Origin of the sequence: Cohnella baijiui (assembly GCF_020731285.1) — a bacterium.
Lineage (GTDB): Bacteria > Bacillota > Bacilli > Paenibacillales > Paenibacillaceae > Cohnella.
Genome location: NZ_JAJFOW010000006.1, coordinates 45,485 through 58,336, shown reverse-complemented (window position 1 = coordinate 58,336; position 12,852 = coordinate 45,485). Strand labels below are relative to the sequence as shown.

17 protein-coding genes are annotated in these 12,852 nt (G+C 61.8%); 16 read left to right on the top strand and 1 reads right to left on the bottom strand.

What is annotated here, in order from left to right:
• Nucleotide 1 precedes the first annotated feature (1 nt).
• From LKX83_RS08590 to LKX83_RS08515, 16 genes are all read left to right on the top strand, one after another.
• Entirely contained in the window at nt 2-1,162 is a 1,161-nt protein-coding gene (locus tag LKX83_RS08590) for a metallophosphoesterase (protein ID WP_227881763.1), read from the top strand.
• A 15-nt stretch (nt 1,163-1,177) separates the two neighbouring features.
• Complete coding sequence (locus LKX83_RS08585) at nt 1,178-1,810, top strand: phosphatase PAP2 family protein (RefSeq protein ID WP_227881762.1); 633 nt, start codon at nt 1,178-1,180, stop codon at nt 1,808-1,810.
• Nucleotides 1,811-1,903: 93 nt separating this feature from the next.
• Nucleotides 1,904-2,839, top strand: coding sequence for a LysR family transcriptional regulator (locus tag LKX83_RS08580; RefSeq protein WP_227881761.1), 936 nt, complete (start codon nt 1,904-1,906; stop codon nt 2,837-2,839).
• Between the two features lie 57 nt (nt 2,840-2,896).
• A complete protein-coding gene (locus LKX83_RS08575) occupies nt 2,897-4,042 on the top strand; it encodes an amidohydrolase (protein WP_227881938.1) in 1,146 nt (381 codons plus the stop codon).
• Nucleotides 4,026-5,171 (top strand): N-methyl-L-tryptophan oxidase, encoded by a 1,146-nt coding sequence (gene solA / locus LKX83_RS08570; RefSeq protein ID WP_465249328.1) that lies wholly within the window; start codon nt 4,026-4,028, stop codon nt 5,169-5,171. Before LKX83_RS08575 ends, solA begins: the two co-directional genes overlap by 17 nt.
• A gap of 1,089 nt (nt 5,172-6,260) precedes the next feature.
• Nucleotides 6,261-6,617: a hypothetical protein gene (locus LKX83_RS08565; RefSeq protein WP_227881759.1), complete on the top strand. Its 357-nt coding sequence runs from the start codon at nt 6,261-6,263 to the stop codon at nt 6,615-6,617.
• An 882-nt stretch (nt 6,618-7,499) separates the two neighbouring features.
• Entirely contained in the window at nt 7,500-8,096 is a 597-nt protein-coding gene (locus LKX83_RS08560; protein ID WP_227881758.1) for an AAA family ATPase, read from the top strand.
• Between the two features lie 117 nt (nt 8,097-8,213).
• Complete coding sequence (locus LKX83_RS08555) at nt 8,214-8,453, top strand: hypothetical protein (RefSeq protein WP_227881757.1); 240 nt, start codon at nt 8,214-8,216, stop codon at nt 8,451-8,453.
• A gap of 148 nt (nt 8,454-8,601) precedes the next feature.
• Nucleotides 8,602-9,057 (top strand): Hsp20/alpha crystallin family protein, encoded by a 456-nt coding sequence (locus LKX83_RS08550; RefSeq protein WP_227881756.1) that lies wholly within the window; start codon nt 8,602-8,604, stop codon nt 9,055-9,057.
• Nucleotides 9,058-9,077: 20 nt separating this feature from the next.
• On the top strand, nt 9,078-9,302 hold the full coding sequence (locus tag LKX83_RS08545; protein ID WP_227881755.1) for a hypothetical protein: 225 nt from the start codon (nt 9,078-9,080) through the stop codon (nt 9,300-9,302).
• On the top strand, nt 9,299-9,709 hold the full coding sequence (locus LKX83_RS08540) for a hypothetical protein (RefSeq protein ID WP_227881754.1): 411 nt from the start codon (nt 9,299-9,301) through the stop codon (nt 9,707-9,709). The genes LKX83_RS08545 and LKX83_RS08540 overlap by 4 nt, the downstream gene beginning before the upstream one ends.
• A 5-nt stretch (nt 9,710-9,714) precedes the next feature.
• Nucleotides 9,715-10,029 carry a hypothetical protein gene (locus tag LKX83_RS08535; RefSeq protein ID WP_227881753.1) on the top strand — a complete coding sequence of 105 codons (315 nt, stop codon included), beginning with the start codon at nt 9,715-9,717 and terminating at the stop codon, nt 10,027-10,029.
• A gap of 4 nt (nt 10,030-10,033) precedes the next feature.
• Entirely contained in the window at nt 10,034-10,489 is a 456-nt protein-coding gene (locus tag LKX83_RS08530; protein WP_227881752.1) for an Hsp20/alpha crystallin family protein, read from the top strand.
• Nucleotides 10,490-10,513: 24 nt separating this feature from the next.
• On the top strand, nt 10,514-11,059 hold the full coding sequence (locus LKX83_RS08525) for a hypothetical protein (protein ID WP_227881751.1): 546 nt from the start codon (nt 10,514-10,516) through the stop codon (nt 11,057-11,059).
• A gap of 89 nt (nt 11,060-11,148) precedes the next feature.
• The gene (locus LKX83_RS08520) at nt 11,149-11,400 is read left to right on the top strand and encodes a hypothetical protein (RefSeq protein ID WP_227881750.1); all 252 of its coding nucleotides are present in this window, start codon (nt 11,149-11,151) and stop codon (nt 11,398-11,400) included.
• A gap of 49 nt (nt 11,401-11,449) precedes the next feature.
• The gene (locus LKX83_RS08515) at nt 11,450-11,704 is read left to right on the top strand and encodes a hypothetical protein (protein WP_227881749.1); all 255 of its coding nucleotides are present in this window, start codon (nt 11,450-11,452) and stop codon (nt 11,702-11,704) included.
• A gap of 103 nt (nt 11,705-11,807) precedes the next feature.
• On the opposite strand, the gene LKX83_RS08510 is transcribed toward LKX83_RS08515, so the two are convergent.
• Nucleotides 11,808-12,824: a LacI family DNA-binding transcriptional regulator gene (locus LKX83_RS08510; RefSeq protein WP_227881748.1), complete on the bottom strand. Its 1,017-nt coding sequence runs from the start codon at nt 12,822-12,824 to the stop codon at nt 11,808-11,810.
• Nucleotides 12,825-12,852 lie beyond the last annotated feature (28 nt).

Genomic DNA, 12,852 nt, shown 5'->3' with positions numbered 1-12,852 from the left:
CATGAGAAGAATCACGCCCCGATTCGTTGCGACGGTCGCGCTGTTTTTGCTTGTTTTCGGCGCGCTGAATCTGTATGTCGGATGGAACTTGCTGCTGCTCGTTCACGTCGTGTGGCCGGGCTTCCCGCCGGTCGTTTTCTGGCCGCTGTTTTTCCTGGTCGTCTTCGCCTACGTGATCGGCCGCGCGCCGATCCGCCCCCGCGCCCTCGGCCGCGGGATCAAGGTGCTCGGCGCGCATTTTATCGGCTTGTTCGAATACCTTCTATTAACGCTGCCTTTGGCCGACTTGGCGGGCTGGGTGCTGATCCGCGCCGGCGTGGAGCGCGCAGCCGCGATCGGCTGGGTAGGCGGGATCACCGCCGCGCTGCTCCTCGGGCTGTTCGCCATCGGCTCGCGCAACGCCTGGCGCCCCGTCGTCCGAACGTATGATCTGCACGTCGCCAAGCCGGCGGGAGCGCTTCGGCGGCTGGACATTCTCATCGCGTCTGACCTTCATCTGGGCAATATCGTCGGCAACCGTCATCTGGACCGTCTATTGGCGGCGGCAGAGTCCCTCAAGCCCGATCTGATCCTGCTTGCCGGCGACGTCATCGACGACGTCATCGAGCCCTTCGTCCGCAACCGAATGAGCGAGCGGCTCGGCCGCTTGCGCGCGAAGTACGGCACTTATGCCGTACTCGGCAACCACGAATATTACGGCGGACACGTGGAAGAGTACGTCCAGCGCATGAAGGAGATCGACATTCCCGTCCTGCAGGACGAAGGCGTGACGATCGACGGATCGTTCCACGTCGTCGGCCGCAAAGACAAAACGGCCGAATCGATGGACCCGGCAGGCCGGCGATCGATCGCGGAGCTGTTGTCCGACTTCGATCAACGACTGCCTACGATCGTCATGGACCACCAGCCGCAGCAGTACGCGGCGGCAGAGGCGGCCGGGGCGGACCTGCTCGTCTCCGGCCACACGCATCGCGGGCAGTTTGCGCCGAACCACCTCATCACGCGCCGCCTGTTCGAGCTCGACTGGGGTTATCTCCGCAAAGGCAACATGCACGCGCTCGTTTCTTCCGGTTTCGGAACGTGGGGGCCGCCTGTGCGTCTGGCCAGCCGCAGCGAACTGCTCCACGTCATGCTGCAATTCGATGGAGACGCCGAGAAATAGGAAAGGGGGACACGAATGAATCGTCTGACTTTGCGGCTCTCGGGCATGTTCGCTGTCTGCGCGCTGCTTGCGGCCGGCTTCGGCTTCCTCGCGCTGCTCATCGGAAGCCATCGCATCCGCGCGTTCGACGACGCGGTCATCGGCTGGGTGCAGGGCTTCGAGTCGCCGGGACTGACCCGGTTCATGATCGGCGTCTCTTCGATGGGCTACGGCTTGCCCGTAACCGTGATCAGCATCGTCAGCATGCTGTTCCTGTACGTGGTGCTCCGGCACCGACGCGAGCTCGTCGTCTTCGTATTCGCGGTGGCGGGCTCCGGACTGCTCAATACGATTCTGAAGGCGGTGTTCCACCGCGAACGGCCGACGATCCACCGGCTGGTCGAGGAGCATGGCTACAGCTTTCCTAGCGGCCATTCGATGGGGGCGTTCAGCCTGTACGGCATTCTCGCCTATTTGCTTTGGCGCCATCTGCCCGGTGTTTGGAGCCGCGCGGTGCTGATCATCGTCAGCGTCTCGCTCATTTTGGCGATCGGGATCAGCCGGATTTACCTCGGCGTCCATTACCCGAGCGACGTCCTGGGCGGTTACCTGGCCAGCGGCAGCTGGCTTGCCGCGGTCATCGGCGTTTATCAGCGGCGAAGGAATTGACAGGCGCGGTGCCGCGTGCTATTTTGATACATATCGCTAATTCTGTGTAAGTATATCGGAATTATCAAAATGGCAGCACGGAGGAGACGCCGCATGAATCTCGATCATATCGAAGCGTTCGTCTTCGTGATCCATTACGGCAGCTTCAACAAGGCGGCGGACGCCTTGTTTTTGTCGCAGCCCTCGGTCAGCGCGCGGATTCAGGCGCTAGAGCGCGAGCTGGACTGCGAGCTGTTCGACCGTTCGGGCAAAAAGATCCATCTGACGGAGAAAGGGGAGCTGTTTCTCCCGTACGCGCAGGAGATGCTTCAGTCGTTCCGCAAAGGCAAGCAGCGGCTGCGGGTGGAGAAGTCGCCCCCGTCCGCGCTGCGGATCGGAAGCGCTCCCCTGGCCGCCGGCTATCTGCTGCCGGGATTGCTGCCGGCGCTGCTCGCCATGCACCCGGACGTGCACCTGACGGTGACGACCGCCTCCAGTGACGAAATCCTGGATAAAGTGCTGAACAAGGAGCTGGACATCGGCTTCGTGCGCGGACTCGCCCATCATCCGGGCGTGCAGTCCGTCCGCTTTTACGACGATCCGATCCGGCTGTATGCGCCGCCGGGGCATCCGTTTCTGGGGGCGGAAGACGTGTCGCTAGAGGAAGTCGCGAACGAGTCGATCATCCAATTCGAATGCACCTCATTGGATTGGCTGCGGGTTCAGCGTCTATTTGACCGTCTAGCTTCGCCGCCGACCGCCGTCTATCGGGTGGATAATCTCGAGACGGCCAAACGGCTCGTCATGGAAGGGGCCGGCATCGCTTTCCTGCCTGAACTGTCGGTACGCCAGGAAGCGGAATCCGGCCGGATCGGCGTTGCGCGGCTCGCCGAGCTGGACGGCATCGCCCTCCGGACGAACCTTATCTCTCTCGTCGGCGAGCATGGCCCCTACGCCAAGTCGCTCCGCGAGCTTGCCCAATTGTTCGTCGGAGCAGCCGTCGACATCGGTGTGCCACATGCGGAGGCGGAAGAAAGAAAGGAGGCCTGAGCCGTGAGCGAACGGATAGAGCTCGATAAGACCGAATCGGAAGATCGGCTGCAGCAAATGCTGGTGGACGTCCGGCGCCAACTGCATCGCCATCCCGAAGTGGCCTTCGAAGAATACGAGACGACCCGGTCGATCGCGGGCTGGCTCCGCGAAGCGGATATCCGCATCGCCGACTATCCGCTGAAGACCGGTCTCGTGGCGGAGATCGGACGCCGCGCCGGCGGGCCGATCGTAGCGCTGCGGGCGGACATCGACGCGCTTCCGATCCAGGAGGAGACAGGCTTGCCCTTCGCATCGGCCGTGCCGGGCAAAATGCATGCCTGCGGCCACGACTTCCATATGGCCGTCATCCTGGGGGCGGCGCTACTCCTGCGCGCCCGGGAGGAGGAGCTGCCGGGCACCGTCCGACTGATCTTCCAGCCGGCGGAGGAGAAAGGGACGGGCGCAGCCTACGCGATCGACGCGGGCGCGCTGGAAGGCGTCGCCGGCATCTTCGGCCTGCACAACAAGCCGGATCTGCCAGTCGGCACCGTCGGAATCCGTCCCGGCGCCCTCATGGCCGGCGTCGACGGCTTTCGCATCGACGTGACGGGCGTCGGCACCCACGCTGCCGTGCCCCATGCCGGCGTCGATCCGATCGTCGTCGCCGCCCAGATCGTCACGGCGCTGCAAACGATCGTCAGCCGCAGCATCAGCCCGCTCGACAGCGCAGTCGTCAGCGTGACCAAGCTGCAGGCGGGCACCACGTGGAACGTCATTCCCGAACGGGCCGTGCTCGAAGGCACCGTCCGCACGTTCGACGCCGCCGTACGCGCTGAAATGCCGGGCCGCATCGAGCGGATCGCCGAGGGAATCGCCGGCGCGCTCGGGGCGACCGCCCGGCTGCATTGGTATCCCGGTCCGCCATCCGTGCGGAACGACGAACGATTAACGTCATTAACGATCAAAGCTGCGGAAGCTGAGGGATGGCGGGTGGTCACGCCCGACCCTTCTCCGGCGGGCGAGGATTTCGCTTTCTATCAGGAGCGCGTTCCGGGCTCGTTCGTCTTTGTCGGCACGGCGGGGCCGCGAGAGTGGCACCATCCCGCCTTCGACCTCGACGAGCGGGCGCTCGCGCCGACCGCCCGCCTGTTCGCACGTTTGGCGGAGGTGGCACTGGCGGCCTGGGCAGGCGGAGGTGATTCCCATTCGGACCGTGTATGACGTGCTGATCGTCGGCGCGGGAGCGATGGGCATGAGCTCCGGGCATCATCTCGCCAGGCGGGGGCTGCGGACGCTGTTGATCGACGCATTCGATCCGCCGCACGACCAGGGCAGCCATCACGGCGATACGAGGCTGATCCGGCACGCGTACGACGGGGCTGCGGCTTACGTTTCGTTGGCGCTGCGGGCGGACGCGCTGTGGCGGGAGCTGGAGGAGGCGGCCGGGACGTTGCTGCTGCACCGGACCGGCGTGTTGAACCTGGCGCCCGAAGATTCGGGCCAGCTCCGGACGAAGGCGGCCCGCTCCGCCGAGTTCGGCCTCTCCGCGGAGCGGCTTTCCGCCCGGGAGATCGAAGCCCGCTGGCCAGGCTTTCGGCCACCCCAGAACTTCGTCGGCTTGTACGAGCCGGAAGCTGGTTACTTGTCGAGCGAACGCGCGGTCAGCGCCTTTCGCAGCCAGGCTGTCGCGCATGGGGCGGCTATTCTGCCGTACACCCGCGTCGAGAGCCTGCAGGTGGCGGACGGCCGCGTCTCGGCCCGCACGAACAACGGCACCTTTCACGCGGAGGCGGTCATCTTGAGCGCCGGGGCGTGGTTCAAAACGCTGGAGCCGTTCATCTCGCTGCCGATTCGTCCCGTCCGCAAGACGGTCGGCTGGTTCGAAGCGGACGCGTCGTTCTACGGGGACGACCGGTTCCCAGGGTTTACTTACCGCGGGCCGGAGGGCGAATATTACGGCTTTCCCAGCATTGCCGGGTCCGGCCTCAAAATCGGACGGCACGATACCGGTGCCGCCTGGAATCCCGGAGAGGCTCTCGCCCCGTTCGGCGGCTTGCCGGAGGACGAAGCCGATCTGCGGCGGGCGCTGGACGCCTTTCTGCCGCGCGCATCGGGACGGCTGCTGCACAGCGCCGTATGCAAATATGAAGTGACGCCCGACGAAGACTTTATCATCGACCGCCACCCGGCCTACGCCAACGTGCTGCTGGCGGGCGGATTTTCCGGGCACGGCTTCAAGTTCGCGAGCGTCGTCGGCGAGATTCTCGCCGATCTGGCCGCAACCGGCGCGTCGGAGCGCGATATTTCGCCGTTTTCGCTGCAGCGTTTCCGGCGGGAGCGAATTTCTTGAACGTCCATACGCGACGAACGGCAGGAGTCGACCCGAATGGGTCGTCTTTTTGCATGGGTTATGTTTAACCTCGTTGAGGATTTTGATTATTGCGAACGCCCGTTCTATGATTGAAATGGAACGTCATGGTTCGAAGTTAGTTTGAGCAAAATACACCGGAAATCTATTTTTCGGATCCCCGCAAGACCGAATCGACAAAGCTGAAAACGGTGTTGCGATTCCCTGTTAAAAAAGCCGAATAGCGAATGTAATTGGACATGCCCCCAAGCGCCTAAGATGGGCATACCGATTGCCGCCTTTTCAGGAAGGCGGTTTCTTTTTGCGCAAAATAATCCGGTTCGATGAGGAGGGGCAAAGCCAAAGCTTGCGGCGATGAACCACCAACCGAGATGATCTGGGATCGAACCCTGCCCCGTCGCTGCGGATCGGGAGGCGGGTTTTCGGCGGAATGGAGGACTTATGTATGCGAAAAACCGAATACCATTTTCCGATTTGACAGAAAGATGAGCTAATGTATGCGATATATCGAATATAATTCCTGTTATTAGCGATTATGGGGACTAAGATATTCGGTATTTCGAATACAAACGATCATGAGCAGGCTGTGAGCGGAAAAAAGGCAGCACCTGACGATTCTGCGCCGTTTGGGCGGGATGGAGCGGTAGGTAGGCTCTTGCATCTCTGAGGACTGGTGCGGCGGCTTCGAGCGGCGCTTAGTGCACAAGTCTCGTAACTTGACGTAGCTGCGGGACGTCTAATCGAAAGGAAGGGAGAGATCGCCGATGAAACCGCCCGCCCGACGGGCGATCTGCGTGCTGCTCGCTGCGCTGCTCGCCGCCGCGACGGCGGGATGCCGCCACGGATAATCCGTCGAAATCCGGGCGGAATCGCATTACGGCAGCCTCGGGAAAGGCAAGTACCGCGTCGTCAAACGGCTCGAAGCAGACGGCCGATCATTTGCGCTTGCGGTTCCATTTGAAATCCTCGGGTAGAACGGTCCATGTTTTGAACGAAAAAGATTTCCAACCGCGCGCGAGTGGGTTATTCTGGTAAAAATGCGGAAGCGATCCATGCGACAGGAGGAAATTTATGGCGGTTCTATCCGTGCTGCTCGCCGCGATTTTCGGCATCGTCGGTTTGGTTATTTTGTACAGCTTGATTCAATCCGCCATCGATCAATCGGATACGGCAAAGACGCTGCGCGAAATTCGGGACTTGTTGGAACGGCAACTTGCGGCGTCGGGAGCAAGAGGGCGACCAGATGTGCATAGTGAACACAGCCTGGATCTCCAAGGTGACGCGATCGGGACTGATCTTTCGTCAACCCAGCCCGATGCAGACGAAGTCTGTCCGGGATGCGGGACGATTGTCTCCGAAGACCGCTTCAGTTGCCCCGAATGCGGGTTGACGCTAAGAGATCCGGAACCCGGTGCGAATTTCCGCTGAGCGGGTGGGCATGGGGCAGGACGAAGACGGCGGCGATCGCGGTGGCCCTCAGTGCGGCGGTCGCTTAGCGGCTGGCCGTTGGGGGTGCAGGATGAAGACAAGCTTCCATTGCGATTTATGATCGATGGCGTCTACATGCATGGATGACGAATACTTTCGACTGACGGATTCGATCAATTGTGACGTGACGGACGGGGCGGGGCGGGGCTGCAGGCACTGCTTATGGACGACGAATACTTTCGACTGACGGATTCGATCAATCGTACCGTGACAGACGGGGTGGGACCTGCAGACTGCTACACTTATGGACGACGAATACTTTCGACTGACGTATTCGATCAATCGTACCGTGACGGACGGGGCGGGGCGGGGCCTGCAGACTGCTACGCTTATGGATGACGAATACTTTCGACTGACGGATTCGATCAATCGTAACATGACGAACGGGGACTGCAGGCGCTGCTATACCTATGGACGACAAATACTTTCGACTGACGGATTCGATCAATCGTAACGTGACGGACAGGGCGGGACCTGCAGACTGCTACACTTATGGATGACACAAACTTTCGACTGACGGATTCGATCAATCGTACCGTGACGGACGGGGCGGGGCCTGCAGGCGCTACTGCACGTTAGCCAGGTGCTGGATTCACCCAGGCGGATGAACATTCGCGGTGGCGGACGTGTCGCGCGGCATGACGCTTCTAAGGGAGAGTATGTTCTTTGAGGCGGACGACGATGTGGAAGCGTTAACGCTGTTACGGTGGATGGGCCATTGGGCTCTTACCGGCTGAGCCTGAGGAGTGGGCTGGAAGGAATTTCGCGATCGAGGGCCGAAGCCGGAAGGTCGGTCGACTATCGAACCGAGGAGGGACGAGGATGATCGTATGGATTAACGGCGCTTTCGGGTCGGGGAAGACGCAGACGGCGCATGCCCTGCACCGGCGGATCCCGGGTTCGTACGTGTACGACCCGGAGCGTGCCGGGTATTTCATTCGGCGCAATATGCCTAAAGCTTTGGCGCAGGGAGATTTTCAGGATTTTCCGATGTGGAGATCGATCAACGCGTCCATGCTGCGCTATTTGGACGCGAACCACGACGGGCCGATCATCGTCCCGATGACGATCGTGAATCCCGTCTACTGGCGGGAAGTCGTCGGGCAACTGTGCGAAGAAGGGATCGACGTTCGCCATTTTACGCTTTGCGCGTCGGAAGCAGTGTTGCGCAAGCGTTTGAAAAGCAGAGGAGAGGGCGGCAGCTCGTGGGCCGCGCACCAGATCGAACGCTGCGTGGCAGGCCTTGCGGACGAGACGTTCCGCGTGCATCTCGACACCGACCGGACGACGATCGCCGATAACGTCGAGCGGATCGCGGCCGGGGCGGATCTAGTTCTCGCGCCGGATAACCGCGGTCCTTTTCGCGCCGCTGTCGATCGGCTCGCCACCCAGATCAAGCACATTCGCTTCCGTCCTTAATTTCGTCATGGGCTGGGTGCGCGGATCAGCTCCAGCAGCAACCTCAAAAGCGGTCCCCGAATCGTCGCTCGACGTCGGGTACCGCTTTTTGCGTGTATATGGAGCCGCACGCTGGAGTTGGCGGGCGATGAACGTACGTTCGCCGAAGGGAAAGCCGCCATCGCGCGCCGGTTCGGCGTACCGGTACGCCCGGCGCCGACGCCGTCGCCGTCATCGCGCGTTCGCGCAGACGGCGTGCGGGTTCAGGCGCACTTCGCCGAGAACGGCTATCCGGCCGACCCCGCCGCGCTTAGGCGGCTCCATCCGGATCTGACGTCCTTCGAGGCGTGGCTCGCGGGCGAGCGGCTGGCGGAATGAGGAGCTGATCGCGAAGTGATCGCCGCGCAGGCCGGTCCGCTTCGGGCCGTAGTATGAATCGACTGCGCCGCGCATAGACATAAGCTGAATACGCGTATGCCTATTCCGTCAGATGGGACGGCACGCCTCAGTCGAACGGGGGGCTCCGATGGCCAAGGAGAGACTGAACCTGCCGAAGGACTATTATAACGAAGCCAGCGAAGTGCTCGGGGAAGATTTTTGGCAGGAGATCGGCCAGCTCATCCCCGTCACGGGCCCGCGGATCGACATGTACCACACGCCGACTTCGATCGTCGTCCTGGCCGAACTGCCGGCCATCCGTAGCCAGGAGCAGATCGAAATCCGGCTCGAAGGGCAGACGCTGCTGCTCGAAGGAGAGATTCCTTTTCCTTACCCGGTGACCGAAAACCGGATGCTGCTGAAGGAGCGTTATTTCGGTCCGTTCAAACGGGCGTTGACGCTCCCCAAGCCTGTATCGGCTGCGGGCATCTCGGCCAAGTACGCGAAGGGTTTGCTGATCGTCGAGCTCCCGATCGAGGCGTCCGAGCCGCCTACGAGCATTCCGATCCAGGAAGAATCCGGTCCGGGCGCGAACGGCGCCTAAGCGCGAAAGGAGGCGGACGCATGCGGAACATCCGGTTCGGGGAACTCCGGATCAACTCGATCTCGCGCTCGTCGGGCGTATTCGCCGGAGACAATCGGCAGGCGGGCTTCAAAAGCTTCTCGAAGTCGAACCAAGCGTTCGGCTCCGTAAGCGGCGAGGGGAGCCTGGTCTACGACGGGCGGGTCCGGGCCAAAGACGCGGACCGGATCGACATGGCTTGGGACGGAAAGACGAAGGAGCGGTGAAACGCTGGTTTCGGAGACGGGAGCGCGCCCCTCTCCCGTCCCCGCCCAAGGAAGAACATCGGCCCCAGGAGGCGTGGGAAGCCCGGCTGCGCCAAATGGAGCGGACGGTGGCGGACCTGGCGAACAGGCAGCCGCAAATCGTCATCGAACATCTCGTCATTCAGCAGCCCGTCCTGGAAAAGCTGGAATTTCGCCTGGACGGCCTGGATATCGAGCATCTCAGCGGTTCCTTGAATCTCGGCAACAACTTCGGAACGAACGTCGCCGCGAACGCGGACGTCCGCAAGTCTCCGGCGGCCTCCCAAGAAAGGAAGGCGCCGGCCGCCGATCCGGCGGATCCGCCAAGCCCTGGACAATCAGGTCTTCGCCGAACGCCGACCGGCTTTCGGTTCGATAACCGGAGGTGACGGCCATGGGTTCTTTTTTGTCTCCGCAGTTCGTGATCGGCTCGATCCGCATCGGCTCGGTGGAGAACGCGTCGTGCATCAACATGGGCAACAATTGGCCGAGCGGCTTCGAAAGTCATCAGAAGCTCACGCAGGGTTTCGGGTCGGTGAGCGGGGACCGCAACCTGGTCGCAGGCATCCGCTCGCTCCTGAACGACTCGGATTTTCTAGATACGCTGAACGTCGCCGGCGCGGAGGTGCCGGAATGGCTTCAGGACATTCTCGCCGAGCAGAGCCCCGTCCCGGACGAATCGCCCTACGGAGCAGGAGAAAGGCAGTGACATCATGGACGACTGGCAGCAGTCGCAAGACTGGCAAAAATTCCAGAAAAACGTGTTGAAGCATGTCCCGGGCATCGGCAAAGACGGGAACGGCAAGGAAATCGAGCAGCTCGTACAGCGGACGATCCGCAATTTCATGCCGAAAATGCTGCGGCAGCCCGGCCTCGGCATGCATCCGTATGCCGGCCGCGGGGTCGACTACGAGCTGTTCGAGACACAACGGTCGATCTTCGTACAGTGCCGACTTCAGACCGACGTCGTGCCAGGCGATCTGAGGCTGTACGTGAGCCGGACGAAGCTCAAGATCGAAGCCGAGGGCCGTGTCGAGCTCGTCGCCTTGCCCGGCGAAGTGAACACTTCCCGAACGACGGCCAGCTTCGCGAACGGCATTCTCGAAGTCCGGATGCCCAAAGCGAACGAAACGGATCACTACCGCGAAATTTTCATCCGGGACCCATAGCATCGAAGAGGAGGAGGCGAACCGGTGGCCTCAATCGATAGCAAAGCGATCGTCCAATTCCGTCGGCTGTTCGTAAACGTGATCGAAGACTCTTCGGGCATCTTCATCGGCACCAATCAGGCGATCGGCTGGATGTCTTCCAGCAAGAGCAACTACGGCTTCGGCAGCCTTAAGGACGCCACGCTGTCGAACGCCGTCTGCTACGTTTACGATCCGGATCTGGTCGATAACTCGGTCCGCGACGCCAGGGCGATTGCCATCACGGAGACGCCCGAAACGGTGCGGCAAACCGCCATCGACTTTCAATCGGTGAACGTCAACGCCATGCTCAACGCCTCGGCGGTCGATCTAGGGGACATTCGGCAGCCGGGATGGCGGACGGCGAGGAAAAACAACTACGGGGCCGGCAAAATCTACGGCGCAAGTCGGCTAAGCCGAACGGTCAACATCGTGTTCGACGACGACGCGGAGGACGCTTCGTTCGATATTCGCCAGCAGGCGTTGGACGTGGGAGGAGCCGCGGGTCACGTTCAGATCGTGCAGAAGCCGCCTGACGAAGCGGTGGAATAGCGGGGTCCGAGGAAATCGCAAGTGTCAGGAACCATGGGCCGCCATAGGAATACGATAAGGTTATAGGCGAATCTCACGGGGGTGAAGCGTTGGCCGTCATCATATCCATGGCCGCGGGAGCCATCAACATCAACGCGATGAACCGCGGCTCCGTCGTCGCGATCGGCGAGGTCGCTCAGCCGGGATGGAACCAGAACGGCAAAACGAACTTCGGCAACGGCCAGCTGTACGGCGCCAACATCGAGACGGGCTTCATCGCCACGGTATTCGACAACGACTTGTTCGACAACCCGATGAACGAGATCGAGCCGGCCACGGCCATTCAAGGGCAAGCTTTATAGCCATAGCGCGAGGATATCGAGGCTTCCGATGCGAGGGAGGAGGGAGCGCGTGGCGCAAAAAGATCCGCCGGAGCCTTGCGTAAGGTGCGCCAAACTGCCCGGCGAGAAGGACAAATACTGCACCGGATGCGGCGCCCCCCTGGTCAATCGCTGCTTCGACGAACATGGACCGTTGAAGAAGGGATGCAACGCCGTCAACGACCGGGACGCCGCCTATTGCGCCAAGTGCGGCGAGCCGACGCTGTTTAATTTGTTCGGGCTGCTCCCCGGCCACGAACATTCGCCGTTCGGCGATTCCCATTAACGAGGCGCCGCACCGGGAATCGAGCGACCTAGCCCTGGACGGGCGCCGGAATAACATAGAGGCTGCCCGTACCGGCCGGAGAGGGCCGTAACGGAGCAGCCTCTTATCGATTCAGAGCGCGTACGGAGCGGCGTACGATCAGCTCGGCGGGCAAGACGACTTTGCGCCACGGACCGGGCTCCTCGCGGGTTTGGATGCGGTCCAGCAGCATCTGCATTCCCAAGTAGCCGAATTGGTACGCTTGCTGCGAGATGACCGTCAGGAACGGATCGATCTCCGCGTACGACGCCAGCTCGTCGAAGCAGACGAGCGAGACGTCCTCGGGGACGCGCAATCCCCGCGCCTGCAGCGAGCGTATCGCTTCGACGGCCAACACGTTGTTGCCGGCGACGATGGCGGTGGGCAGGGGATGCATCCAGTCCAGCCACGCGTCGATCTCGGACAAGTCGCTGCGCGGGCCGAAGCTCATTTCGAGCACCCGCTCTTCGGCGAAGGACAGGTCGTTCAGCTTCAGCGCTTCGAGGTAACCCGCCAGACGGTCCCGGGCGCTCGAGATCGAGCGCGAGCCGTTAATCATCGCGATCTCGCGGTGGCCGCCGGCGACCAGATGCTTGACCAGCTGGCGCGCGCCTTCCTTGCTGTCGCCCAGCACGACGTCGCTCTCGACGCCGGGTACTTCCCGATCGAGCAGGACGAACGGAACGCCGTGCTTGCGCAGCGTCTCCAGATGGGGGAGGGAAGCGTCGCCGGCCGGCGCAAGGAGGACGCCATCCGCGCGTGTTTTCAAGATCGCGTCGATATAGTCCTGTTCCTTGTCGAGATTTTCGTCCGTATTGCCGAACAGCAGCCGATAGCCGTGCTTTTTCGCGGCGTCCTCGGCGCCGCGGGCCAGCGTCGTGTAGAACGGGTTCGTAATGTCCGTGATCATGAGAAAAAGCAGATTCGTCTGCTGCAGCACCAGGCTTCGCGCCAGCTGGTTCGGCACGTAGCCAAGCTCCTCCATGACGCGTCTCACCTTGGTCCTCGTCTTCTCGCTGATCCGACCCGTGTTATTGATAACTCTCGATACCGTCATCGCCGAGACCTGGGCTTTCTCGGCGATGTCATAGATGGTCACCATAGCCAATTGCTCCTTCGTTTCCAACGCC

Bases quoted from the DNA above. Each gene is read 5' to 3' on its own strand.
- LKX83_RS08585 (WP_227881762.1), top strand. From the start codon at position 1,178: ATGAATCGTCTGACTTTGCGGCTCTCGGGCATGTTCGCTGTCTGCGCG.
- LKX83_RS08545 (WP_227881755.1), top strand. From the start codon at position 9,078: ATGCGGAACATCCGGTTCGGGGAACTCCGGATCAACTCGATCTCGCGC.
- LKX83_RS08560 (WP_227881758.1), top strand. From the start codon at position 7,500: ATGATCGTATGGATTAACGGCGCTTTCGGGTCGGGGAAGACGCAGACG.
- LKX83_RS08590 (WP_227881763.1), top strand. From the start codon at position 2: ATGAGAAGAATCACGCCCCGATTCGTTGCGACGGTCGCGCTGTTTTTG.
- LKX83_RS08530 (WP_227881752.1), top strand. From the start codon at position 10,034: ATGGACGACTGGCAGCAGTCGCAAGACTGGCAAAAATTCCAGAAAAAC.
- LKX83_RS08535 (WP_227881753.1), top strand. From the start codon at position 9,715: ATGGGTTCTTTTTTGTCTCCGCAGTTCGTGATCGGCTCGATCCGCATC.
- LKX83_RS08565 (WP_227881759.1), top strand. From the start codon at position 6,261: ATGGCGGTTCTATCCGTGCTGCTCGCCGCGATTTTCGGCATCGTCGGT.
- LKX83_RS08580 (WP_227881761.1), top strand. From the start codon at position 1,904: ATGAATCTCGATCATATCGAAGCGTTCGTCTTCGTGATCCATTACGGC.
- LKX83_RS08550 (WP_227881756.1), top strand. From the start codon at position 8,602: ATGGCCAAGGAGAGACTGAACCTGCCGAAGGACTATTATAACGAAGCC.
- LKX83_RS08510 (WP_227881748.1), bottom strand. From the start codon at position 12,824: ATGGTGACCATCTATGACATCGCCGAGAAAGCCCAGGTCTCGGCGATG.
- LKX83_RS08575 (WP_227881938.1), top strand. From the start codon at position 2,897: ATGCTGGTGGACGTCCGGCGCCAACTGCATCGCCATCCCGAAGTGGCC.